Genomic DNA, 25811 nt, shown 5'->3' with positions numbered 1-25811 from the left:
GTATTCTGACGTTTTTATTTAACGGCAGACTGGGCTTAATTTGAAACGATGAGGGGCCGTTTCAAATATTAAGAAGTATGTGGCTGGAAAATTGCCTGAACAAAACGTGAAAAACGTTCATGCTGTGCAGCAAGAAAATTTTGAGTAGGTGTCACACGAATAGTGTTAAGTACTTTTAGCTCATCATCTGTAGATGGTAAGGCTATAGTATTGCGTTTTTGTTGGTCTAGCGCTTTTTCAATAAGCGAAGACTGACGGTCGGAAACGCCTTTGCTCGGTGTATCTTTGAGTGCTGCGGCAACAGATAATTGTGATGCAAAACTGAGCACCAAACCCAAACTCAAAGCTTTTCCATACTTAGTTTTCATTTTTACTCATCCCCTCAGTACGTACATTTCGTCTATTTTTTGAGTTTAACCAAATGTAAATTACGGTAACGCTACGATTCAAACATAAATTTTAATAAAAAAGTAGAACTATGTCACACTTTTTACAAAAAACACCTTTATTTCACCTTGGTATCTTTCAAATGTAGCCTATCTGTATCCATTACGTCTCATTATTTAACAAATTAATGTGTAGATAAAGTGAAGACTATAAATAAACTATAAGAATAATTACAAAACTTTTCGAAATTATGAATAAAAACTAAGCAAAATTTATATCATTTAAAGTGATTAGTAAACCTTGAATTGTTATAAGTATTTGATGGAAAAATGAAAACATAAAAATATAGTATAGTTTAAAAATGAAATTGGTTTTTATAAATGAAAAGAATAGCAATAATTGCGGTCGCTACATATATGGGGTTAGCCGTAAGTGCAGTACAGGCTGCGACTACATTTTTAAATGTTTCTTATGATCCAACTCGCGAATTTTATCAAGAATATAATCAGGCTTTTGGAAAGTTCTGGAAACAACGTACAGGTCAGGACGTTGATTTTAAACAATCCCATGGTGGCTCTGGGAAACAGGCTCGAGCTGTAGCGACAGGCCTTCAAGCAGATGTGGTGACTTTGGCTTTAGCGAATGATATTGATGAAATTGTTAAAGCCGGATATATCCAGCCGAACTGGCAAAAAGAGTTTCCTAATAACTCTGCGCCCTATACCTCCACAGTTGTTTTTCTGGTTAGGAAAGGTAATCCAAAAAATATTCGTGATTGGAATGACTTAACTAAACCTGGTGTTGAAATTATTACGCCTAATCCGAAAACGGGGGGAGCACCGCGCTGGATTTATCTTTCTGCATGGGGATATGCTTTAAAACAGCCGGGTGGAAATGATGCCAAAGCAAAAGAGCTGGTTAAAAAACTTTATCACAATGTCAAAGTGCTAGATTCTGGGGCACGTGGTTCGCTGACTACATTTGCTGAGCGTGGAATTGGAGACGTTCTACTCTCTTGGGAGAATGAAGCATTATTGGCAACTAAAGGGCTTGATAAAGATAAATATGAAATTGTTTATCCATCCATTTCAATTTTGGCAGAGCCTTCTGTTGCGATTGTAGATAAAACAGTCGACAAGGACGGTAACCGTACTTTAGCTAAAGGCTATCTCAACTTCTTATATTCACCTTTAGGACAAGAGTTGGCCGCTAAACATTATTTCCGTCCACGTAATCCTCAGGTCGCTGCAAAATATGCAGCACAATTTCCAAAAATTAAATTATTTACGATTAACGATGTTTTTGGTGGGTGGGCAAAAGCTCAGCAAACTCACTTTGCCAATGGAGCCATCTTCGATCAGATTTATGAAGGGAAATAGTAGAGATAAATATATTTAGAGTAGCCGTTTAAAAATTACTTAAACTTTTAATATTGAAGCAAGTAAACCTGAAAAGGTAAGCTTGCTTTTTTATTTTGCTTAAAAAATGCAAAGAAAACGGTTTTCTCTATGAAAAATTAATATTTTCCTACAAAAAGCCGTTTGGTGTTCATCATAAACAAGGTGATAATGTGCAGTTACATTTTTACGCTATGATTTAACTCCTATGTCGCATATTTCTGTCTTACTTTTTGAGACCGTTGAAAGCTTATTGGCAGATCGCACAACTGGGGTGTATATCGATGCAACCTTTGGACGGGGCGGGCATACGCGCTTATTATTGTCTAAACTCGATGAAAATGCCCGAGTATATGCCTTTGATAAAGACCCTCAAGCTCTGGAAGTTGCGGCTGCTTTAGCACAAGAAGACCCAAGATTTACCATTATTCATGCAAGTTTTGCTGAAATTAAAGAAAAAATGCAGGAAATTGGGGTGCAAAGTGTCGATGGAATTATGGCAGACTTAGGTGTGTCTTCTCCTCAATTAGATCAAGCTGAACGCGGCTTTAGTTTTATGCAAGATGGTCCTTTGGACATGCGTATGGATAACTCTAAAGGATTGACGGCTGCCGAGTGGTTGCTTGAAATTGAAGAGGAGCAGTTGGCGAATATCATTTATCAATATGGTGAAGAACGATATAGTCGACGTATTGCTAAAGCAATTAAACAGGCTGGAAAATTAGATACGACAGCACAATTGGCTGAACTTGTAAAAACAGCCCACCCAAAATGGGAAAAACATAAGCATCCGGCTACGCGTACTTTTCAGGCAATTCGTATTGCTATTAACAAAGAACTAGATGATATTGAAGTGTTTTTGCCGCAAGCTGTAGACTTGCTTAAACCAAAAGGACGTTTGTCTGTGATCAGCTTCCATTCGCTTGAAGACCGGTTGATCAAACAGTTTATTCAAAAAGAATCAACGCTTGCAGAGGACTCTGGTTGGGGCATGCCTCAACAACAGATTGATACGAGAAGATTAAAGAAAATTTCACGGGTTCGTGCGAGTGAAGAAGAAGTAAAAGCGAACCCACGTTCACGTAGTGCATGGCTTCGGGTTGCTGAACGCTTGGAACAAAAAGGCGCGTAATGAAAAGCAGTGATGAAATCGAAACCACAGAAAATAAAGTGGTCAAAAAAGTTGTGGTATATACAGTCATGGTGGCATTGGTTTTTATCAGTGCCATGATGGTGGTATTACAGGTATTTGAATACCGTCATGATTATAGAGAGTTAAGCTCTTATATGCGTGAACGTGACGACCTCAATGCTGAATGGGGACGTTTATTGATTGAGCAACAAACATTTGGTGCGACTGCTCAAATTGGTACACGTGCTGTGACACAATTACGAATGTTTTCGCCACCGGCTGCAGAAACGGTGGTAATTTCTTTACCGATGACCTCAGAGCAAAATAAGTAAGGCCTTGCTGTATGGTAGATAAGCGAACAAAGCAAACACGAAAAAAACAGCAGTCTATTTCGGAAAAACCAAGTCTTGCCTTTGATATGTGGCGGTTTTATCTGCTCTGGGCAGTGGTGCTACTGTGTTTTGTGGTATTAATTGCACGTGCATTTTACGTTCAAATTATTAATAAGGACTTTTTACAAAATAAGGCCAATGCCAATATTTTGCGTACTGAACGTGTAGAAGCCATGCGTGGTGTGATTAGTGATCGTCACGGTGTACCTTTAGCGATTAGTAGTCCAATCATGAAAATTGTGATGGACCCACGTGATTATTTTGAAACCAAACATTTATACGATCAAATTACAGCTGAACTAAAACAAGATCCGAAGAATCGTAAATTAAAACGCCAGTTACCAGATAAAAATTTAAACCTAGATGAGCTTGCCGATGTGGTCGGTGTTGACCGTGCTGATCTTAAAAAACAGATGAATGCACGTCCGCGTTCTCGCTATTTGGTTTTGAAGAAAGAAGTACCACCGCAACAAGCCGACCTCATTATGAAAGGTAACTTCCAAGGGGTTTACGCAGAAAAAACTTATAAACGTTATTATCCGCAACCACAGCCAAATGCTCAAATTATTGGCTTGACCAACAGTGAGGGTCAGGGGGTTGAAGGCTTGGAAATGCAGTTGAATAAACAACTTTCCGGTGTAGATGGCGAACAAAAAATTATTCGTGATAAGCGCGGTAACCGTTTAAAAGTTTCTGAAGTAATCCGTGAGGGTGAGCCGGGTGAGAATATCACTTTAAGTATCGACTCTCGCTTACAGTACATTATGTACCGTGAATTGACGGCTGCTGGTGTCGCGAATAATGCACGTTCAGCAACGGCTATTGCGGTTGATGTTAAAACGGGTGAAATTTTGGCTATGACCAGTTGGCCATCTTATAACCCGAATGATAAGAATGGCTTGTCTAATAAAGATGCTATGCGTAACCGTGGTGCGATCGATATGTTCGAGCCAGGTTCAACCATGAAGCCATTCACAATTTCTGCTGCTTTAGAAACGGGTCAATACACACCAAATACCATTGTAAATACCTCACCTGGTTCAATGCGTTTAGGTTGGCATACCATTCGTGATACCCATAACTACGGGACTTTGACCGTAACAGGCGTCATTATTAAGTCTTCAAACGTGGGTTCTGCAAAAATTGCATTATCACTTCCAAAAGAGACATTGCCGACCTTCTTTAATCGTGTTGGTTTTGGTAAGCGTTCTGCTGTGAAGTTCCCAGGGGAAAGTTCTGGTTTAGTACTTCCTGTAAGTAAATTAAACTCTTCTCAAATTGGTACTATGGCTTATGGTTATGGTCTAAACGCAACTATCCTTCAATTGGCTCAAGGCTATGCCATGCTTGCAAATCATGGCGTAAAAATGCCATTAAGCTTGCATAAATTAGATCAGGCACCTAAGGGTGAGCAGGTTCTTAATCCGAAAATTGCTGATCAAGTCTTGTTAATGCTTGAGCAAGTGACTATGCCGGGTGGTACAGCGACACAAGCCAATATTCCAGGCTATCGAGTAGGTGGTAAAACAGGTACCGCTCATAAATTGCGTGCTGATGGTAAGGGTTACTCAAATAGTGAATATCGTGCTTTATTTGCCGGCGTTGCACCAATCAGTGATCCGCGTCTAGCTGTTATTGTGGTTGTGGAAAATCCACAAGGTCGTTATTACGGTGGTTTGGTTGCTGCCCCAGTTTTTGCTCGTATTATGCAAGAGTCGCTACGTTTAATGAACGTGCCGCTTGATAAGCCACTTAATACTCCACAGAATCCTACTCGCAGGTAAGCTATGACTGTTTCTTTTCAAGAAATTAATCCAATCGAGATTGATGCTCAATGGCCTCACCAGCCATTTCATGGCTTTGGTTTAGATAGTCGTAAAATCGAAACAGGCCAAATTTTTATTGCTTTGACCAGTTATAGCCAACCTGAAAAAACACGTACATTTGCTGAAGCAGCTTTAGCAAATGGAGCGCTCGCTGTTATTAGTGAAACCGAATTAGGTGTGGCAAATGAGTGGGTATGTCCTGATGTGCGCCAGCGCATGGGTGAGTGGCAAAAACGTTATTTACAACAGACTGATACAGTTAAACCATTACGGATTATTGCTGTAACAGGAACGAATGGTAAAACGACTATTTCTCGCTTAATTGCTGAGTTAATTAGTTCACAACAGCAGCGCTGTGCAGTGATGGGGACGACTGGTAATGGTATTTTACCGGACTTGACACCTTCTACGCATACCACTCTTGATGCTCTACAATTACAAAATGAATTACATGCTTATGCTAAGCAGGGTGCAACTTTTGCTTCTTTAGAAGCGAGTTCACATGGTCTTGAGCAGGGCCGACTAAATGGTTGTGATATTGAAATTGCTGTTTATAGTAATTTAAGTCGTGACCACCTCGATTATCATGGCACCCTAGAAGCTTATGCAGAAGCAAAGGCTCGTTTGTTCCAGTTTAATTCGTTAAAAGTTGCTGTGATTAATCTAGATGATGCTCATGCAGATTTAATGATTAAGTCTGCACAGAATAATCCAGCACAACCTAAAATTTTGACTTATTCGCTTACTCAAAATACAGCTGATTATTACATTACCGATTTAAGTTATAGCTTGGCAGGTGCAACCTTTAATTTGATGGGGCTGCAAGGTTCATTTGCGGTAGAAAGTCCGCTATTAGGTCATTTCAATGTTGAAAATTTGATTGCTGCACTCATAGCTGCTGAGCAAGCTGGTTTCGATTTACAAGCATTAGTTGATTTTGTTCCTAAACTAGTTGGTGCCCCAGGCCGAATGCAAGTCATTCGTGATGATGAGCGACTATTTGTAGTCGATTATGCTCATACGCCAGATGCATTGATTCAAGTGCTTAAAACATTAAAGCGTCATGTTTCTAATGAGCTTTGGGCAGTATTTGGATGTGGTGGTGATCGTGATCGTGGTAAGCGTCCACTCATGACCCAAGCTGCTTTAGATGGCGCAAATCCGGTTATTTTGACTTCAGATAACCCAAGAACAGAAGACCCTGAACAGATTTTTGCTGACATGAAGCAAGGAATCGATTTTTCAGGGCATCGTATGCATGAAATTCATGACCGACGTGAAGCCATTAAATTTGTTGCAGAGCAAGCTCAAGCTGGTGACATTGTGGTGATTGCCGGTAAAGGACATGAAAATTATCAAGAAATTAATGGTGTGCGTCACTGGTTTGATGATGTGGTTGAAGTGCGTTCTGCGATTGATGCACAACATCATACGGTAGATGCTGCTTACCCTGCACAATAGGAAAAATTATGCATACTTCAACCACCAGTACCGTGCCTTTGGAACCGTGGACAGCTCAACAATTACAACAGGCAACGCAGGGTTACTGGCATAAAGACCAGATCCCTCAAACTGAAATTAAACGTATTTTGACTGACTCACGTCATGCAGAAAGTGGGGACGCCTTTTTAGCACTAAAAGGTGAGCGTTTCGATGCACATGATTTCGTTGCACAAGTTGCAGCAAATGGTTGTCAAATCGCTATTGTTGAACGTCCATTAGATGTTGATATTGCTCAGCTTGTGGTTGCTGATACTCGTTTGGCTTTGGGGCAATTAGGTGCTTATCGCCGCGAACAAAATGCTCAATTGAAAGTGATTGCTTTAACAGGCAGTAGTGGCAAAACCACCACCAAAGAAATGCTAGGAAGCATACTGTCTCGTTTAGCACCCACACTCATTACCCGAGGCAACTTAAATAATGACCTAGGCGTGCCGATGATGCTGCTCGAGCTTCGTAAGGCGCATCAGTATGCAGTGATGGAACTTGGCGCAAGTCATCAAGGTGAAATTGATTACACATCAAAACTTGTTCAGCCACACGTCGCTGGCATTTTAAATATTGGAACTGCTCATTTGGGTGAGTTCGGCGGGCGTGATGGCATTTGTCGTGCTAAATCGGAAATTTATCGTCATATTTTGCCTCAGGGCGTTGCTATTGTTCCGCAACAAGATGACTTCACTACCGAGATTCGTGAAGCAGCGAAAGATCATCAAATCTCTACCTTTGGTACAGGTGGTGACGTCTTTGCTACAGATATTGAATTATTGCCACAGTCTGTCAATTTTCAGTTACATACGCCTCAAGGTTCTAGCTTTGTAAGATTGCCATTTGCTGGTGAGCATAATGTACAAAATGCAACGGCAGCCGTAGCGTTTGCTCTAGCGCTAGGGATTAGCTTAGAAGATATTGTAAAAGGTTTAGAGCAAGCGCAAGGTGCGAAAGGTCGTTTGAACTTTATTCAAAAAGCGCCTTACTTGTTTATTGATGACACTTATAACGCTAATCCAACGTCCATGCGTGCTGCGGCACAAGTATTACTTCAACAAAATGGCATTAAAGTCATGGTGATGGGGGATATTGGCGAGTTAGGCGATAGCAGTTGGCAAGAACATCACGATTTAGGTCGCGACCTCGCCGAGCTTCCTTTAGACCATATTATTGCAGTGGGGCAGTTTGCCTCAGCAGCTCTCGAAGGTGCAGGCCTTCATTCTAATAAATTGAAAGCATTTCAGACTCAAGCTGAGGCGCTTCCATTTTTAATCAATCTAATCCAAACACATCAACCACAGTCCATGAGTTTCCTGTTTAAAGGTTCTCGCTTTACTCATATGGAAACGTTGATGGCTGATTTGATGGAGAAACTTTAAATGCTGTTATGGTTGTTTGAACACCTTGCGGGCTATCACAGTTCGTTTCAGGTCGTTCGTTATTTAACATTACGTTCTTTACTCAGTGTATTAACCTCACTGACCATTGGTTTGGTTCTCGGGCCGATCATGATTCGTAAATTACAGGCGTTAAAATACGGTCAGGCAGTAAGTTCATTTGCTCCTGAAAATCATGCTAAAAAAATGGGTACACCGACGATGGGTGGGATCTTAATCCTACTTTCAATCGGTATTAGTACTTTGTTATGGGCTGATTTATCTAACCCTTATGTTTGGATTGTGCTTGGTGTAATGGTTGTATTCGGCGCAGTTGGCTGGGCAGATGACTGGATTAAAATTCGCTATAAAGACAATGCTGGTTTACCTGCTCGTAAGAAGTTCTTCTGGACTTCTATTGCGTCACTCGGTGCTGGTATTGCCTTATATTTAATTGCAACTGAACAATCTAATGCAGAACACACTGCAAATATGCTGGATTTATTGATTCCTTTCTTTAAGAATCTTTCTATTCCACTTTCTATTGTTCCTTTAGGTTTTGCATTTATTGTATTTACTTATTTAGTGATTAACGGTGCGTCTAATGCAGTTAACTTAACTGACGGTTTAGATGGTTTAGCCATTATGCCAGTCGTTATGGTTGCTTCTGGTTTAGGCGTATTTGCTTACTTATCTGGCGATATCCGTTTTGCTAATTATTTGCATATTCCATATGTTAAATATACTTCAGAACTGGTTGTAATCTGTTCTGCGATGATTGGTGCGGGTTTGGCATTTCTTTGGTATAACGCGCATCCAGCTCAAGTCTTTATGGGGGATGTGGGTGCTTTAGCTCTAGGCGCAATGCTTGGAACAATTGCCGTTATGGTACGCCAAGAAATCGTATTTGCGATTATGGGTGGTGTTTTTGTGATGGAGGCTGTATCGGTCTTCTTGCAAATCGGGTCGTTGCGAATGCGGAATAAGCGCGTATTTTTGATGGCACCATTGCATCATCACTATGAAAAACAAGGCTGGAAAGAAACCCAAGTGGTTATCCGGTTCTGGATTATTACGATTATGCTAGTTGTTTTAGGCCTAATGACCTTAAAATTGCGCTAGAACTTATTTTGGTGTCAATATAAAGCCAGTTTCTACTGGCTTTTTTTATTGGAGAGGTAAATGACAAAGGTTGTTGGGCTAGACCAATTATCTGTAATTAACCAAAAAGTGGTTAGTGATGGGGAAGTGTTACCTCAAGTTGTACTTAAAGATGGCAGTCAGGTACAAACTGGAACAGTAGCGACGATGCTGCATAACATTGATTTGTATAATGCGGGGCAAAGAGGCCAAATTGAAGAGGAATTAAAAATTGCGATTCCGACTTTAATTAAAATTGGTTTATTTGATTTGTTTGAAGTAGATGAATGGATTAATGGAACAAATGCGGGCCGTACTTTTGTTGGTACGCAAGCAAAGGCTTATTTACAACAAAAAGAACAAGAGAATAATTAGAAGTGACTATGCAAAATTTAATGTGTCCCGTGTGTCGACAGAGACTCGAATTAGTAAGTAAAACTTGGCGATGTGATCAGGGCCATAGCTATGACATTGCAAAACAAGGTTATGTGAACTTACACGTTGTACAGCATAAACACAGTAAAAATCCGGGGGATACTCCCGAGTCTGTAGATGCGCGCCGTGCCTTTTTACAAGGTGGCTATTATCAACCTTTACAGCAAGCTGTAGTTGATTTACTGAAACAGCTTAAAGCCAAAAATGTACTTGATATTGGTTGTGGCGAGGGTTATTACACCAGTGCAATGCAGCATGTTGTTGAGCAGTGTATAGGTGTAGATATTGCAAAAAATGCAGTACAACGTGCAGCAAAGTTAAATGACAAAGTGACTTGGGTCGTGGGTACAGGAGCAACTTTACCTGTAATCGATCAAAGTATGGATGTGTGTACCAGTCTTTTTAGCCCGATTCCGCAAGCAGAAATTTTACGTGTGCTAAAAGATGATGGATATTTAATTGTTGTCACACCTGCAACTGAACATTTATATGCGATGCGTGAAGCACTGTTTGAGCAGGTCAATCCGCACACACCGCAAAAGTTTGTTGAACAATTACAAGACTTATTTGAGTTGAAAGAACAGCAAGTTATAGATGCTCCTTTATTACTTGACCAACAAGCTTTAAAGAATCTGATTGCTATGACCCCCTATGCATATAAGGCCTCTCCAGAGCGTCGCATGCAATTAGAACAACAATCGCAATTGCAAGTAACAGCATCATTTCAAATATATCTTTTTCAAAAGCGTAATAAAAAAGCCATCTAACGATGGCTTTTTTATTTTTACTCAATTTGATTAATCAAGTTTTCTAATTCATCTTTGTCACGTTTCGGCGCTGATCCTTGTGAAGGCTTCATTGCTGGAGGTGCTGCTTTAGATGGAATTACAATTTCCTCACCAGGTAAATCATCAAAGTCATTATTGGTGTTAGCTTTCGGTTGTGGCGGTGCAGGACGATAGAGTGGACGTGCTAATGGCGGTGCAGCACGATATGTTTTCTTATCTGTTACTTCAGTAACGACAGCTTGTTTGTCACGAGAAATCGGCGCCTGAGCATCTTTATCTAAACTCACCCAAGCTGCTGGAGTACCTTTTAGGGATTGGTCCATAAAGTTAATCCAGATTGGCAATGCCGCAATACCGCCATACTCGCGACGACCAAGAGTCGTCGGTTGGTCAAAGCCGACCCATGTAATCGCAACTAACTTGCCATTAAAGCCCGCAAACCATGCATCTTTTGCATCGTTCGTTGTACCTGTTTTACCACCTAAGTCACTACGACCAATTTTAAGCGCAGCACGACCTGTACCATGCTCAATTACATCACGTAAGATATTTGCCATATCATAAGCTGAGCTTGATTTTAAAATACGCTGTGCTTGACGATATTGACTATTGTTTTTATCGGTCTGCTTGAGGTTAAGCTGTTTAGCTGCCTTTTCTTTCTGCTCTAACTCTTTATTGGTAACTTCAACAACTTGATCATCTGGTGTAGTTGTCTGCGCATCACCTTTTGTTTCAGGGGCATTAATACATGGAATACATGCATATTCTGGTTTAGCTTCGTAAATAACTTTGCCGTATGCATCCTCAATACGTTGGATGAAATGTGGTTGAACACGGTAACCACCGTTTGCAAACGTTGCATAACCTGTTGCCATTTGAATTGGTAACACTTGAGGTGTACCTAGAGCAATCGTGTAGTTACGCGGAATTTGATCTTCTTGTAAACCAAAATCCATGAATAACTGGCGAGTACGTTCAATCCCTACTGTTTGTAAAAGTCTTACTGATACCGTATTACGCGACAAATACAAAGCACGGCGTAAAGGGATCATACCTAGATAACGGCCATCAGAGTTCTTCGGTGTCCATTTACCAATGGTAATTGGACTATCGTTGACCATGCTGTAAGGAGTCATACCACGCTCTAACGCTAAAGCATAGAGGAATGGCTTGATCGTAGAACCAGGCTGACGCCAGCCTTGTAAAGCACGGTTAAATTTTGATTGATAGAAATTATAACCACCAACAATGGCTTCAATTGAGCCATCATTTGGGTTAATTGCAATAAGCTGGCCTTGAACTTTTGGTACTTGAACTAACGACCATGCAGTCTTGGCATCATTTGGTCGTAAACGAACAATATCTTTCACTTTAACAATTTGAGATGCACGTGAAGGTGCTCCACCTACACTATTCGCATTGCGATAGGGGCGTGCCCATGACATGCCAGACCATTGCACAGTAACTGTTGAGCCATCTTGCATTAATGCTTCAAAAGAGTTGCTATTTACCTTGGTGACTTCCGCAGGGTAGGTGTTGGCATAAGCTCTAAATTGGCTTAATGGTTTGTCATGTGCTTCAGCTCCACGCCAGCCATGACGACGGTCATAAGCTTCTAAGCCATCTTGTACAGATTTCTCTGCAATAGCCTGACGTTGGGCATTAATAGTTGTATAAACTTTATAGCCTGAGTCAATTGCTTGTTCACCAAAGTGTTTTACAAGCTCTGAACGAACCATTTCACCTGCATATGGGTGAATATTATTTAGGTCGCGGTTAGGCATGTTCAAGTTAATCGGCTCTGCAACCGCCTTTTGATATTCTGCTTGAGAAATATAACCGAGCTGCAACATGCGGCCTAAAATCCAGTTACGGCGTTCAAGTGCGCGCTCTGGGTTAACAACTGGGTTGTATTTAGACGGTGCTTTCGGTAAGCCAGAAATCATAGCCATTTGAGCAATGCTAAGCTCATTAATACTCTTGTTATAGTAAATTTTTGCAGCAGCTGCGATACCGTAAGCATTTTTACCCAAGAAAATCTTATTGACATAAAGACTTAAGATGTCTTCTTTAGATAAGTTTTGCTCAATTTTTCGAGCCAAAAAGATTTCTGTTAGTTTGCGTTTTAATGTTCTTTCTGGACTTAAATAATAGTTCTTTGCAACCTGCATGGTGATGGTCGAACCACCTGTTTGCACATCAGAACCAGTCACACTTTCACTCAAAGCACGACCTAAACCTTTAAAGCTAATGCCACTGTGTTCAAAGAAAGAAGAATCTTCTGCTGCTAGGAAGGCATGAATAAAAGTAGGAGGAATTTGTTTGTATTCAACCGGAATAGAAAGCTTACCACCGTACTCAGCAATAAGTTGGTTGTCGGCTGTATAGACTTGCAATGGCTTTAAAAGCGGTGCTTTTTTTAGTGAACTCATTTCCGGGAGGGTTGGGGCAATATAGAGATACATGCCATAAAATCCCATCGGAAGTGAGACTAAGATAATAATAATGATCAAAAAAATTGGACGCACGAAGCCCAAACTGGATAGCTTTTTCATGATAAGTAAGCTTTAATAAGATCGAATACAAACTAATTGTGGTCAGTATAGCCTTTAGACATGCGGATTGTTAGATGAGATATTGTATCCGTGTAAAAATAAAGACCGAGATTATTGGTTTGTAATTTTTTTTGGGGATAAAAAAATAATAGGACAATAGTGTGCTCAGGTTATATCGTAAACCTAATAAGGGGTTAATGGGCGTCGATATTAGTTCGACTTCTGTTAAGTTGTTAGAGCTCTCTGTCAAGAACGGTAAATATTGGGTGGAAAGCTATGCTTTGATGCCTTTACCTGAAAACAGTGTAGTTGAAAAAAATATCTTAAATCCAGAAGCAGTGGCAGAGGCTTTGGAACGGGCGATGAATTTAGCAAATCCCCAGACCAAAAATGCTGCAATTGCTGTTCCGACATCGACGGTTATTCATAAAACTATCGAAATGGATGCAGATATGAGCGATGACGAACGTGAAGTTCAGATTCGTGTGGATGCGGAGCAGTACATACCGTTCCCGTTGGATGAGGTGAGCCTTGATTTTGAGGTTTTGCCTGATCGTCTTTCAAATCCAAATCGTGTAAATGTTCTTTTGGTCGCAACAAGAACTGAAAACGTTGAAACACGCGTTGAAGTCCTTGAGTTGGCAGATTTGAATCCTAAATTGGCAGATGTCGAGAGTTATGCGGTCGAACGTGCTTTTAGTGTGTTTGCTGATAGCTTACCGATGGGTGCAAATACGATAGGGATTTTAGATATTGGCCATACCATGACGACATTATCTGTCATGCAAAACGGCAAGATTGTTTATACCCGTGAGCAAGTGTTTGGTGGCAAACAACTTACGCTTGAAATTCAAAGTCGTTATGGTTTGTCTTTAGAAGAAGCAAGCCGAGCGAAAAAAGACCGCACTTTACCAGATGACTATGAAATTGAAGTGCTAGATCCGTTTCTAGATGCTGTAGTTCAGCAGGCAGCTCGCTCATTACAGTTTTTCTTTTCTTCATCCCAATTCAATGAAATTGACCATATTTTGCTTGCAGGGGGGAATGCTAACATTCCAGGCCTTGCTAAACTTTTGCAGCAAAAATTAGGTTACCGTGTCACTATTGCCAATCCATTTTTACAAATGGGCTTTTCTCCTCAAGTCGACGTTCAAAAAATTGAAAATGATGCTTCATCTTTAATGGTGGCGTGTGGCTTGGCTTTAAGGAGTTTTGATTAATGGCAACAATTAACTTACTACCTTGGCGTGAAGAGCTGAGGGAGCAACGAAAAAAACAATTTATAACTTTATGCTTTGGGGTGGTTGTTTTGGGGATTACAACCGTATTTGGGGGATGGTTCTATTTTGATCATAAACTAGATGATCAAACGCAGGCAAACCAACTTATTACAAGTACAAATCAAAATCTTGATCAGCAATTAAAAGCATTAAACGGTTTACAAGAACAGCGTGATGCCATTATTGAGCGCATGAAGTTGATTCAAGATTTGCAGGGTCAACGTCCAGTAGTGGTGCGACTAGTTGATGAACTTGTTCGAGTCACACCACCAGCAATGTATCTCACTAAATTTAGCCGAACCGGGGATAAATTTACAATAGAGGGTAAGGCTGAAAGTCCAAATACGGTAGCTGAATTACTCCGTAATCTTGAAGCATCTCCTTGGTATCGTAATGCTTTTATGAGCTCTTTCTTGGCGACTGAAGATAAAAAAGATAAGACTGCTAGCTCTCTTCTTCCTAGAGTAGAAGATCATTATGGCAGTTTTGTTGTGACTGTCGATTTGGGGGAAATGGGCGTGACCACAACGAATAAGGATGCTGATAAGCCAGCCGTAGCTAAAGACACGGGGGCAGCCAAATGAGTCAAGATGAACTTCAAGAATTATCATTAGAGCAATCAGCTTCAAAGAAAAAGAAATTCAATTTAGATAAATTCCTTCAGCAATTTAATACGCTGGATATGAACAACTATGGTAGTTGGCCAATATCTGTAAAAATTACTTGCTGGATTTTTATTTTCTTTGCTGTGTTAGCTTTGGGATATTTTGTTGCTATTCAGCCAAAGCTACAAGCAATTGACAATGCTCAAGCTCAGGAAAGTAATTTATTAAATGAATTTCGAGAAAAAGACTCGAAATTACGTAACCTTCAACAGTATCAAGTGCAGCTTCAAGAGATGCAGGCAAATTTCAACCAGCAATTAGAACAGTTGCCGAAAGAAACAGAGATTCCAAGTTTAGTTGAAGATATTAACTTAACTGGTGTGAACTCTGGATTGAAATTTAAAAATATCCGCTTAGAAAATGAAGTGAAGCAAGAAATTTTTATCGAACAACCTATCGCAATTGAGGCTACAGGGGACTATCACGCATTTGGAGCTTTCGTAAGTAGTATTGCTGCTTTACCGCGTATTGTAACCATGCACGATTTTACTGTTGATGCATCACCAGCCAAAGATAGTAAGTCGGATATTCCTGTACTGAATTATTCTATTAAAGCGAAAACCTATCGATATGTAGAAGCAACAGATACACCGACACAATCGGCCCAGGCTCCAGCAGCCTCTGCATCTACTAGCACTTCTGCTCAGCCGAAATAGGAGAGTGATGATGAAAATTAAGCAAATTACTCTTTATGTTTTGGCTTGTGCTGCCCTTGTGGGATGTGATTCAAGAATCGATGCTGTGAACCAGCAAATGGCAAGTATCCGTAACCAGCCACCGTTACCTATTGAACCAGCACCGATTTTTACTCCGGTACCACAATTTAATTATGCTGCTCATCAATTGAAAAGCCCATTTATGCCAAGTTCTCTGGCTGCTGAACTGAAGATTATGGCTGGAAAACGGGTTTATCCAAATTTCTCACGTACGCCACAGCCATTAGAAAGTTATGCGCTTGAAGCTTTAAATATGAAAGGAAGCATGCGTAATAACCGTGGCCAAATATTGGCTTTAATCCAAACACCAGATCATCAAATTGAACGGGTACAAGTGGGTAATTATATGGGTATGAATCAGGGCCGTATTACTCATATTAGTCCGACCCAGATTGATTTGGTTGAGATCGTGCCAGATGGTCGAGAAGGCTATGTCGAGAGACCGAGAACATTGGTCTTGATTGGGCCTGCACCCTAAAATTTAGGGAATAACAACGAAAAAGTATTTTTAAAGATTATTTAATTGGGGATGGTCAGACAATGAATCAGGTATTCCGTCAGTTTTCTTTGGGGGTTGTAGCTGTTGCAATTATGCAGGCTGCATCTGCACAGGTCAGCATGACCAATATTGTACCAACGCAAATAGCAGGTCAGGGCACAGAAATTAGAGTCATGTTTAATGGCTTACCACCACAGCCACAAGCTTATCAACTTGAAAATCCTTCACGTTTAATACTAGATTTTGATAAGGCACAGCAAAGTTTAAAACAGTCTAAAATTGCAGTTGCAACCAATGAAGCAAGTTCTGTTGATGTGACTTCAGATGACCAGCGTTCACGTTTAACCGTAAACCTAAAAGATGCTGGCGCTTTTACAACACGTGTGGAAGGTAATACTTTCATTTTAAAAATTAATTCGGCCCAAACCAGTAATAAGCCTATACCTGTAGCCGCTGTACAACAACAAGGCGTTTCAAATATTGGTTTTCAACGTGGTAATCAAGGAGAAGGCTTAGTTGTTGTCGACCTTTTAGGGAGTAATACACCTGTAGATGTTCAACAACAAGGCAGTAAAGTCGTTATAAGAACTTTAGGTACAAAAATTCCAGCACATTTAGCGCGTCGTTTAAATGTAAATGATTTTGCAACGCCAGTTTCAAGTATTGATGCTTATAATGAAAAAGATGCTGGTGTAATTACTATTCAGTCATCTGGCAGCTATGAATATATGGCGTATCAGGCTGAAAATAAGCTCACGATTAGCTTAAAACGTCCACAAGATAAAAGTATACCTTCTTCATCTAAGACCCCGACTTATTCTGGTAATAAGCTTTCGTTAGATTTCCAAGACATTGAAGTACGCCGTGTTTTGCAATTACTTGCTGATTTTACAGGTATCAACATGGTGGCTGCGGATAGTGTGCAAGGTAATATCACGCTACGCTTGAAAGATGTGCCTTGGGACCAAGCACTCGATATTATTTTAAAGACGAAAAACCTTGATAAACGACGTAACGGGAACGTGATCTGGATTGCACCAGTCGCTGAGTTAATTAAAGCAGAAGATGATGAAGCAAAAGCCTTAGCGCAAACAATTAAGTTAGCTCCGATCCAAACAGATTATATTCGTATGAGTTATGCGAAAGCGGTTGATGTACTTAAGCTAATTGAAGATACTCGTGATGCAAAAGGGGCAGCTGCAAACCGTACTGCCAATTCAGATACTCTTGCTTTAGAGAGTTTATTGAGCTCCCGTGGTAGTGCTGTAGCTGATTCACGCACTAACACCTTGATTGTAAATGACACAGCACAAAATATTGATAAAGTTCGTAAAATGATTGAGTTGCTTGATGTGCAAGTTAAGCAAGTCATGGTTGAGGCACGTATTGTAAGAGCCTCTACATCATTTACCAAAGAACTTGGGGTGAAGTGGGGTATTCTTTCGCAAGGTATTACCAATAATAAAAACTTATTGGTTGGTGGTAGTGAAACAACCCTGTGGAATTTGCGTGAGCCTAAAAAAGATGAGACTACGGGAGGCTATAAATATACTATTGAGCGCCCTGATAACTTAAACGTTGACTTGGGAGTCTCTAATCCAGCGGGAAGTATTGCCTTTGGTCTCATCAGTATGTCTGACTTCATGTTGGATCTTGAGTTATCTGCTTTACAAGCTGATGGCTATGGTGAAGTGATTTCAACACCTAAAGTCATGACTGCTGATAAACAAACTGCGAAAGTTGCAACAGGTCAACAAGTTCCTTATTTAATGACGACCATTTCTGGTGCTGGTTCTGCAGCGACAACATCATTTAAAGATGCTCTCTTAAGTCTGGATGTTACTCCGAGCATTACACCTGATGGCAAGATTCAAATGAAATTAGATATTTCTAAGGATTCTATAGCTGGTGAGGCACCGAATGGTGAATTAATTCTGAATAAGAATAATATCAATACCAATGTATTGGTGGATAATGGGGAGACTGTCATTTTAGGTGGTGTATTTGAGCAGACGACAAAGAATTCTCAAACCAAAGTTCCTTTCTTTGGTGATATTCCTGTAGTTGGGCGTTTATTTAGAAAAGACGTAAAGTCTGATGATAAACAAGAGTTGCTGATTTTCGTTACACCACGAATTGTTAATGACACTTTAGCGAGAAATCATTAATATATTTTTTAATGAAAGCAATTGAAATAGGTGGCGCCTTGCCAAGCAAAGCGTTTGAAACCCTACCAAATATTTATTTGGTAGGGCCCATGGGGGCAGGAAAAACAACCGTTGGACGTCATTTAGCAGAACTATTAGGGCGTGAATTTTTAGATAGTGATCATGAAATTGAGCGCAAGACAGGGGCAACTATTCCCTGGATTTTTGAAAAAGAAGGAGAAGTTGGATTTCGCACCCGTGAAACTGTGGTCTTAAATGAACTCACTTCACGTAAAGCATTAGTGCTAGCAACAGGCGGCGGGGCCATTACCCAAGCACCTAATCGAGAATTTTTAAAGCAACGTGGAATTGTTGTTTATCTCTATACTCCTGTCGAATTACAACTACAAAGAACCTATCGCGATAAAAACAGACCTTTACTACAAGTTGAAAATCCTGAACAAAAACTGCGGGATTTATTAAAGATTAGAGATCCTTTGTATCGCGAAGTTGCACACTATACGATTGAAACAAATCAAGGTGCTGCACGTGATCTTGCACAAAAGATTTTGCAACTTATTCTATCGAACAAGTTAAAATAGACGAACTGACTAGTGGTTTTATAAATTCATGCAAACTTTACATGTTGAATTAGGCGAACGCCGTTATCCTATTTTTATTGGTAGTCAACTTGACCCGAAACAATTACTAGAACCATATATTCATGGTCAACAGGTCATGATTGTAAGTAATGTTACGGTTGCGCCTTTATATTTAAGCCACTATCAGGAAGCCTTAAAAAGCCTAGGTAAAACGGTTGCGACCTGTATTTTGCCCGATGGTGAAAAATATAAAGATATTCAACATTTAAATTTAATTTTTGATGCGTTGCTTGAAGCTGGTTTTAACCGTGATTGTACAGTTTTAGCTTTAGGTGGCGGTGTGATTGGAGATATGGCAGGTTTTGCCTCTGCTTGTTTCCAACGTGGCGTATATTTTGTTCAGGTTCCTACCACATTACTTTCACAAGTAGATTCAAGTGTGGGTGGGAAAACAGGAATCAACCATCCGCTTGGCAAAAATATGTTAGGTGCTTTTCAGCAACCACAAGTCGTTTTAGCTGATATGGCACAATTGAATACATTACCAGAACGTGAGCTTTCAGCTGGTTTAGCCGAAGTCATTAAATATGCACTTTTAGGTGATGTAGATTTCTTGGTTTGGCTTGAAGAAAACATGGATGGCCTTGTTGCAGGAGATGCTAATTTACTTGCAGAAGCTGTCTATCGTTCATGTGCTCATAAAGCGCGTATTGTGGCGAATGATGAAAAAGAGCAAGGTGAGCGTGCTTTACTAAATTTAGGCCATACGTTCGGTCATGCGATTGAGTCGTATCTGGGTTACGGGACATGGTTACATGGTGAAGCTGTAGCAACGGGTATGGTTATGGCTGCAGACTTATCACAGCGTTTGGGCTGGATCTCAGATGAAGATGTAGCTCGTACAAAAAAAATCATTCAACGTGCTAATTTGCCGATATCATGTCCACAAATTCCATTGGATGATTTCCTTGGATATATGGCTCATGACAAAAAAGTTCTCAATGGGCAATTACGTTTGGTGTTGTTAAAGCAACTTGGGCAAGCAGTAATTACCAAAGACTTTGATGTCGAATTGATGAAACAGGCTATTTTGGCAAATCAACACGGATAAAAAATAAGGTAAAGCATGACTGTATCACGTACACTTTGGCAGAATGTTCAACAATATATCTGGTTGGTTGGTGGTATTGCCTGCTTATTCCTTGCTTTTATTTTTTGGGTAATTACCGATAGCAAAAAACTGGTTGAAGTTGAAAAGTCGGCTGATTCTGAGGCGCCTGTACAAATTCAACCAGAGAAAGTTGCTACAACACCTAACCTGGGTGCTTTAGCGGATGAAGTCCGTCCACTAGATTTGACCACTCGTACAGTTGCTTCGGGTGAGCATGAACCTGAGTTTCGTGGTACAAAGTTTATTAATGAAAATAAAAAACAATGGACGCTTGAGCTATTCCGTGCCTCAGATGAAGACATTATTAAAAACTTTTTAAAAAACCGTACTGACCGTAATAAATTTATTTACTTCCGCTTAAGTGGGGAACAACAAGCAGAGCAGTATGTGTTGGTTTATGGCATATTCAAACGTTCAGAAGATGCAATTCAGCAATTAACACAAATTAATCTGCAATTACCTGAGTCAGTTAAACCTCAGCCACAACAGTTCTCAAGTTATGCTTCACTGGTAAATGACTTGGGAGCAGATGAGATGAAAGGTGGTAATAATCAGCTTTATGAAGTTCGATTGCGTCCAGCAGCTTTGCCTACAATTGACGAATCTTTATTGATGGCAGGTACTACCAGTAGTGCTACAAATGCTCAGCCGAAAGCGGCTAGTACAAACTCAGCTACAAAAACTACGATTGTTCGTCGTGATGCAGAAGGAAATGTGGTTGATGTCCAGCAATCAAATTCCAATATTGATCAACCTAATAGAACTGCGCAAACACGAATAAATGATGGACAACAGAAAAATGCCACAAATGAGGGCACAAAAGGGAATTAATCCACCTCGTAATGTGCGCAAAAATGGTGCAAATTAGTTAGATAATAATATTTTTTGACCAGATGTGGTGCATATTTAGTCATTTTCTTACATGATAACGTGAATAAAATAACTATATTTATAATAAATATAAGGGCTTAGTCTCATTTTTTTAATATGGCACACTTTTTGCTTTATTGTTGTGCTTATTAATGTGCTGCAAACTATTTTAGCCCTCTAAGAAGTGAATTCTATGCAGAGTCGTGGGGTCGAACTGCTTTAAAAGAGGGCGAAATAAGTCAAAACATTTTTCTAGCAAAAACCAGTGTACGTAAAAATGGAACAGCGTATATTGGCTTATCAGCCCAAAATTTTTTGTTTGCGAAACATTGAGCTAACTGTCGTCCGTAGGCACTATCGCAAAAAGAAGTTGTTTGTTTGACGCTCGAAAGAGCCTTATTGAAAGAAGGGTACGCTATGCACATGCCATCGCCTAATACTGTAGCTCCCGCTCAAGGTTTATATCAACCTGATGAGTTTAAGGATAACTGTGGTTTTGGACTGATTGCCCATATGAAGGGTGAATCAAGTCATCATCTAGTTGAAACCGCGATTCACAGTTTAAGTTGCATGACGCACCGTGGTGGTATTGCCGCAGATGGCAAGACGGGAGATGGTTGCGGCTTATTATTGGCGATGCCAAAGCAATTTTTCCGTGATGAAGCAAAAAAACTGAGTGATATTACACTGAGTGAAATTTTTGCTGTGGGTACTGTATTTTTAAATACTGATCCGGCATTAGCGCAACATTCTAAAAATATTTTAACGAAAGAAATCGAGTCAGATGGCCTACGTGTACTGGCTTGGCGTGTTGTCCCTACAAATAACGATGCATTAGGTGAAATTGCGCTTCAATCTTTACCAGCTTTTGAACAGGTCATTGTGAACTGTCCAATGGGCGTAACTGAAGTTGAATTTAACCGTAAATTATTCTTGGCACGTCGTCGTGCAGAACAACAATTACAAAATGATCCGTCATTCTATGTGACTACGCTTTGTTCAACAGTCATTAGCTATAAAGGCTTGATGATGCCTGCGGCAATTGCTGAGTTCTATACAGACTTAGCAGATGAGCGCTTAAAATCGCATATTGTGGTATTCCACCAACGTTTCTCTACAAATACATTACCGCGTTGGCCTTTGGCTCAGCCATTCCGTTACCTTGCACATAATGGTGAAATCAACACCATTACAGCAAACCGTAACTGGGCATTAGCGCGTACTCCTAAATTTGAAAATCCATTATTACCAGGTCTTACTGAGCTTAACCCAATCGTTAACCGTACAGGTTCAGATTCTTCAAGCTTAGATAACATGCTTGAGATCTTGGTGGGTGGTGGTATGGATTTATTCCGTGCCTTACGTATGCTCGTTCCACCAGCTTGGCAAAACGTTGAAACTCTAGATGCAGACTTACGTGCATTCTATGAATTCAACTCTAAGCATATGGAAGCTTGGGATGGTCCTGCTGGTCTTGTTATTCAAGATGGTCGTCATGCGATTTGTATGCTTGACCGTAATGGTTTACGTCCTGCACGTTGGGTCATTACCAAAAATGATTACATTACCTTGGCATCTGAAATCGGTGTTTGGGGCTATGAACCTGAAGACGTAGTTTCTAAAGGTCGTGTAGGTCCAGGTCAGATTTTGGTAGTTGATACCCTAACAGGTAAAGTACTTGATACTAAAGATGTTAGTACACATTTGAAGAACATGCGTCCATACCGTGAATGGTTACGTGATCATGCGATTCGCTTAAATGCAAACCCTGAACTTGAAGAACAACTTGTTGATAAAGGTTTAACTGGCGAAACATTAAAAGCAGCTCAAAAAATGTTTATGGTGACATTTGAAGAGCGTGACCAGTTGTTACGCCCAATCGCTGAAAGCGGTCAGGAAGCAGTTGGCTCTATGGGTGACGATACACCGATGGCTGTATTGTCTCGTCAAGTTCGCCATGTGACAGATTATTTCCGTCAACAATTTGCACAGGTGACAAACCCACCAATTGATCCACTGCGTGAATCAATTGTCATGTCGCTCGAAACCTGTTTAGGTCGTGAGCAGAATGTATTTGAACAAGGCCCTGAGCATGCTGATCGTATCATCATCTCTAGCCCTGTACTGTCAAATTCAAAAATGCAGCAAATCCGTAGCATTGAGCGTCCGGGTTATGAAGCAGTTGATATTGATTTGAACTATGCTGAAACAGAAGGTTTACAAGCGGCAATTACGCGTATTTGTGAAGAATCTGCACAAGCTGTTCGTGATGGTAAAACCCTAATTGTTTTAACTGATAAAAACATTCGTGAAGGTTTCTTACCTGCAAACGCTGCACTTGCAACGGGTGCGGTACACCATTACCTCATTAAAACTGGTTTGCGTACTGATGCAAACATTATGGTTGAAACTGGTTTTGCACGTGATCCGCACCAATTTGCGGTATTACTTGGTTTTGGTGCGACTGCTGTTTATCCATATCTTGCATACGATGTGATCAATGACTTGATTGCTAAAGGTGAGCTTTTAGGTGATCCGATTCATGCACAAGCAAACTTCCGTAAAGGTATTGAGAAAGGCTTATTAAAAGTTCTTTCAAAAATGGGTATCTCTACAGTTGCTTCTTACCGTGGTGGTCAGCTTTTTGAAGCAGTAGGCTTATCTTCTGAAGTTGTAGATCAGTGTTTCTTGGGTGTTCCAAGTCGTATCCAAGGTGCAACTTTTGTTGATCTTGAAAATGACCAGAAAAAATTAGCAGCAACAGCTTGGTCAAGTCGTAAACCAATTGATCAAGGTGGTTTACTGAAATTCGTATTTGGTAAAGAGTACCATGCGTTTAACCCAGATGTGATTAACTCACTACATAAAGCGGTTCGCTCTGGTAAATACGAAGACTTTAAAGAATATGCTGAATTGGTAAATAACCGTCCAGTAGCGACTATTCGTGACTTATTTAAGTTAAAAACAACTAATCCGATCCCGGTTGAACAAGTTGAATCGGTTGAAGAGATCTTGCCTCGTTTTGACTCGGCAGGGATGTCTTTAGGTGCGCTTTCTCCAGAAGCTCATGAAGCCATTGCAATTGCGATGAACACTATTGGTGGTCGTTCAAACTCTGGTGAGGGTGGTGAAGACCCTGCGCGTTACGGCACAATTCGTAACTCGAAAATCAAGCAAATCGCATCTGGTCGTTTCGGTGTAACACCTGCATATTTAACTTCTGCTGAAGTCTTGCAAATTAAAGTTGCTCAAGGTGCAAAACCAGGTGAAGGTGGTCAGTTACCAGGTGGTAAAGTGAATGGCTTAATTGCACGTTTACGTTACTCAGTACCGGGCGTGACACTTATTTCACCTCCGCCACACCACGACATTTACTCAATTGAAGATTTGTCACAACTTATCTTTGACTTGAAACAAGTTAACCCGAAAGCCATGGTATCTGTGAAGTTGGTATCTGAGCCGGGTGTAGGTACGATTGCTGCGGGTGTTGCAAAAGCATATGCTGACTTCATTACCATTTCTGGTTATGACGGTGGTACTGCCGCATCTCCGCTTTCATCAATTCACCATGCAGGTTCGCCATGGGAGCTTGGCTTGAGTGAAGCGCATCAGGCACTTCGTGTAAATGACTTACGTGGCAAAGTACGTGTACAAACTGACGGTGGTTTAAAAACTGGTCTTGATGTGATCAAGGCTGCAATTTTAGGTGCTGAAAGTTTCGGTTTTGGTTCAACACCAATGATCGCTCTAGGTTGTAAATACCTCCGTATTTGTCACTTAAACAACTGTGCAACTGGTGTTGCAACTCAACAAGATCATTTACGTCAAGAACACTATATTGGCGAACCAGAAATGCTCATTAATTTTTTCCACTTTATTGCGGAAGAAACTCGTGAATGGTTGGCAGCATTAGGTGTTTCTTCATTGAAAGACTTAATTGGTCGTGTGGACTTGCTTGAAGTATTACCGGGTGAAACTGAAAAACATGCTCACCTTGATTTAAGTGCGTTATTAACTTCTCATCCTTCTGCTGAAGGTAAAGCGCAGTATTGTGAAGTTCAAGGTAATGCACCATTTGATAAGGGCGTATTGGCTGAGAAAATGGTTGCAGAAATGCTTCCTGCAATTGAGTCAAGTGCAGGTGGTCAATTCAACTTTAATGTCGTGAACTGTGACCGTTCAATTGGCGCACGTGTATCGGGTGAAATTGCTCGTCGTTATGGCAACTTGGGTATGGAAGCACATCCAGTTGTAATGAACTTAACAGGTACAGCTGGTCAGTCTCTTGGTGTATGGAACGCTGGTGGTTTGCATATTCGTCTTGAAGGTGATGCAAACGACTATGTTGGTAAAGGTATGGCTGGTGGTCGTATCTCGATCTTCCCACCAAAAGGTTCACCTTTCCAAACTCAAAATACAGCAATTATTGGTAATACCTGTTTATACGGTGCAACTGGCGGTAAGTTATTTGCAGCTGGTACGGCAGGTGAGCGTTTCGCAGTTCGTAACTCTGGTGCGTTCGCTGTTATTGAGGGTGCAGGCGACCACTGCTGTGAATATATGACTGGTGGTGTTGTGACTGTACTTGGAAAAGTGGGTCATAACTTCGGTGCAGGTATGACAGGCGGTTTTGCTTATGTACTTGACCTCGATAATGACTTTGTAGATTACTACAACCACGAGTTAATTGACTTGACTCGTATTTCAACAGAATCTATGGAAGACCATAAAGAGTTCTTGTTGCGTATTATTGACGAGCATATCAAAGAAACAGGTAGTGCTTGGGCTTATAAAATCCGCAATGAGTTCGATTTCTACAGCCGTAAATTCTGGCTTGTAAAACCAAAAGCTGCTAACTTGCAATCGCTTTTGAAAACTACACAAGCTGACCCACAATAATTCCACGACTGCAAAGACATAGGCAGGTGCGGGAAACAGTGAA

20 protein-coding genes are annotated in these 25811 nt (G+C 40.5%); 18 read left to right on the top strand and 2 right to left on the bottom strand.

Features of this window, described 5'->3' with window-relative positions; all coding sequences use genetic code 11:
• Positions 1 to 68: 68 nt before the first annotated feature.
• Positions 69 to 368, bottom strand: coding sequence for a DUF4179 domain-containing protein (locus tag ACH63V_RS02005; RefSeq protein ID WP_311086534.1), 300 nt, complete (start codon positions 366 to 368; stop codon positions 69 to 71).
• A 399-nt stretch (positions 369 to 767) separates the two neighbouring features.
• On the opposite strand from ACH63V_RS02005, the gene ACH63V_RS02000 reads away from it, so the two are divergent.
• The 9 genes from ACH63V_RS02000 to ACH63V_RS01960 all read left to right on the top strand — a co-directional run bounded on the left by ACH63V_RS02000 (position 768) and on the right by ACH63V_RS01960 (position 10343).
• Positions 768 to 1766, top strand: a complete 999-nt coding sequence (locus ACH63V_RS02000) for a sulfate ABC transporter substrate-binding protein (protein ID WP_263614743.1) — start codon at positions 768 to 770, stop codon at positions 1764 to 1766.
• 226 nt (positions 1767 to 1992) lie between these two features.
• Complete coding sequence (gene rsmH, locus ACH63V_RS01995) at positions 1993 to 2916, top strand: 16S rRNA (cytosine(1402)-N(4))-methyltransferase RsmH (RefSeq protein ID WP_017398295.1); 924 nt, start codon at positions 1993 to 1995, stop codon at positions 2914 to 2916.
• On the top strand, positions 2916 to 3248 hold the full coding sequence (locus ACH63V_RS01990) for a cell division protein FtsL (protein WP_396462580.1): 333 nt from the start codon (positions 2916 to 2918) through the stop codon (positions 3246 to 3248). The genes rsmH and ACH63V_RS01990 overlap by 1 nt, the downstream gene beginning before the upstream one ends.
• A gap of 11 nt (positions 3249 to 3259) precedes the next feature.
• Positions 3260 to 5092, top strand: coding sequence for a penicillin-binding protein PBP3 (gene ftsI / locus ACH63V_RS01985; RefSeq protein ID WP_263614742.1), 1833 nt, complete (start codon positions 3260 to 3262; stop codon positions 5090 to 5092).
• Between the two features lie 3 nt (positions 5093 to 5095).
• Positions 5096 to 6595 (top strand): UDP-N-acetylmuramoyl-L-alanyl-D-glutamate--2,6-diaminopimelate ligase, encoded by a 1500-nt coding sequence (locus tag ACH63V_RS01980; protein WP_396462579.1) that lies wholly within the window; start codon positions 5096 to 5098, stop codon positions 6593 to 6595.
• Positions 6596 to 6603: 8 nt separating this feature from the next.
• Positions 6604 to 8004: a UDP-N-acetylmuramoyl-tripeptide--D-alanyl-D-alanine ligase gene (murF, locus tag ACH63V_RS01975; RefSeq protein ID WP_396462578.1), complete on the top strand. Its 1401-nt coding sequence runs from the start codon at positions 6604 to 6606 to the stop codon at positions 8002 to 8004.
• Positions 8005 to 9123: a phospho-N-acetylmuramoyl-pentapeptide-transferase gene (gene mraY / locus ACH63V_RS01970; protein ID WP_396462577.1), complete on the top strand. Its 1119-nt coding sequence runs from the start codon at positions 8005 to 8007 to the stop codon at positions 9121 to 9123.
• Positions 9124 to 9183: 60 nt separating this feature from the next.
• A complete protein-coding gene (locus ACH63V_RS01965; protein WP_263614738.1) occupies positions 9184 to 9516 on the top strand; it encodes a hypothetical protein in 333 nt (110 codons plus the stop codon).
• A 2-nt stretch (positions 9517 to 9518) separates the two neighbouring features.
• Complete coding sequence (locus ACH63V_RS01960) at positions 9519 to 10343, top strand: putative RNA methyltransferase (protein ID WP_396462576.1); 825 nt, start codon at positions 9519 to 9521, stop codon at positions 10341 to 10343.
• A gap of 17 nt (positions 10344 to 10360) precedes the next feature.
• Here the strand turns inward: ACH63V_RS01960 and ponA are convergent, their stop codons facing one another.
• Positions 10361 to 12919, bottom strand: a complete 2559-nt coding sequence (gene ponA, locus ACH63V_RS01955; RefSeq protein WP_396462575.1) for a penicillin-binding protein PBP1a — start codon at positions 12917 to 12919, stop codon at positions 10361 to 10363.
• Positions 12920 to 13080: 161 nt separating this feature from the next.
• On the opposite strand from ponA, the gene ACH63V_RS01950 reads away from it, so the two are divergent.
• The 9 genes from ACH63V_RS01950 to gltB all read left to right on the top strand — a co-directional run bounded on the left by ACH63V_RS01950 (position 13081) and on the right by gltB (position 25768).
• A complete protein-coding gene (locus ACH63V_RS01950) occupies positions 13081 to 14139 on the top strand; it encodes a pilus assembly protein PilM (RefSeq protein ID WP_311086530.1) in 1059 nt (352 codons plus the stop codon).
• Positions 14139 to 14783 (top strand): PilN domain-containing protein, encoded by a 645-nt coding sequence (locus ACH63V_RS01945; RefSeq protein ID WP_031956429.1) that lies wholly within the window; start codon positions 14139 to 14141, stop codon positions 14781 to 14783. The genes ACH63V_RS01950 and ACH63V_RS01945 overlap by 1 nt, the downstream gene beginning before the upstream one ends.
• The gene (locus ACH63V_RS01940) at positions 14780 to 15520 is read left to right on the top strand and encodes a type 4a pilus biogenesis protein PilO (RefSeq protein ID WP_263614733.1); all 741 of its coding nucleotides are present in this window, start codon (positions 14780 to 14782) and stop codon (positions 15518 to 15520) included. The genes ACH63V_RS01945 and ACH63V_RS01940 overlap by 4 nt, the downstream gene beginning before the upstream one ends.
• A 10-nt stretch (positions 15521 to 15530) precedes the next feature.
• Positions 15531 to 16058: a pilus assembly protein PilP gene (locus ACH63V_RS01935; RefSeq protein ID WP_031956424.1), complete on the top strand. Its 528-nt coding sequence runs from the start codon at positions 15531 to 15533 to the stop codon at positions 16056 to 16058.
• Positions 16059 to 16120: 62 nt separating this feature from the next.
• Positions 16121 to 18247, top strand: coding sequence for a type IV pilus secretin PilQ (gene pilQ, locus ACH63V_RS01930; RefSeq protein ID WP_396462574.1), 2127 nt, complete (start codon positions 16121 to 16123; stop codon positions 18245 to 18247).
• An 11-nt stretch (positions 18248 to 18258) separates the two neighbouring features.
• The gene (aroK, locus tag ACH63V_RS01925; protein WP_000643712.1) at positions 18259 to 18828 is read left to right on the top strand and encodes a shikimate kinase AroK; all 570 of its coding nucleotides are present in this window, start codon (positions 18259 to 18261) and stop codon (positions 18826 to 18828) included.
• A 28-nt stretch (positions 18829 to 18856) separates the two neighbouring features.
• Positions 18857 to 19939, top strand: a complete 1083-nt coding sequence (gene aroB, locus ACH63V_RS01920; protein ID WP_396462573.1) for a 3-dehydroquinate synthase — start codon at positions 18857 to 18859, stop codon at positions 19937 to 19939.
• A 15-nt stretch (positions 19940 to 19954) separates the two neighbouring features.
• Positions 19955 to 20830, top strand: a complete 876-nt coding sequence (locus ACH63V_RS01915) for a hypothetical protein (protein ID WP_396462572.1) — start codon at positions 19955 to 19957, stop codon at positions 20828 to 20830.
• A gap of 462 nt (positions 20831 to 21292) precedes the next feature.
• Complete coding sequence (gltB, locus tag ACH63V_RS01910) at positions 21293 to 25768, top strand: glutamate synthase large subunit (RefSeq protein ID WP_396462571.1); 4476 nt, start codon at positions 21293 to 21295, stop codon at positions 25766 to 25768.
• Positions 25769 to 25811 lie beyond the last annotated feature (43 nt).

Source organism: Acinetobacter sp. ABJ-A23_2 (assembly GCF_044538765.1).
Taxonomy (GTDB): domain Bacteria; phylum Pseudomonadota; class Gammaproteobacteria; order Pseudomonadales; family Moraxellaceae; genus Acinetobacter; species Acinetobacter nosocomialis_A.
Note: the sequence above shows the minus strand (reverse complement) of the source record. Positions and strands in the feature narration are given on the sequence as shown.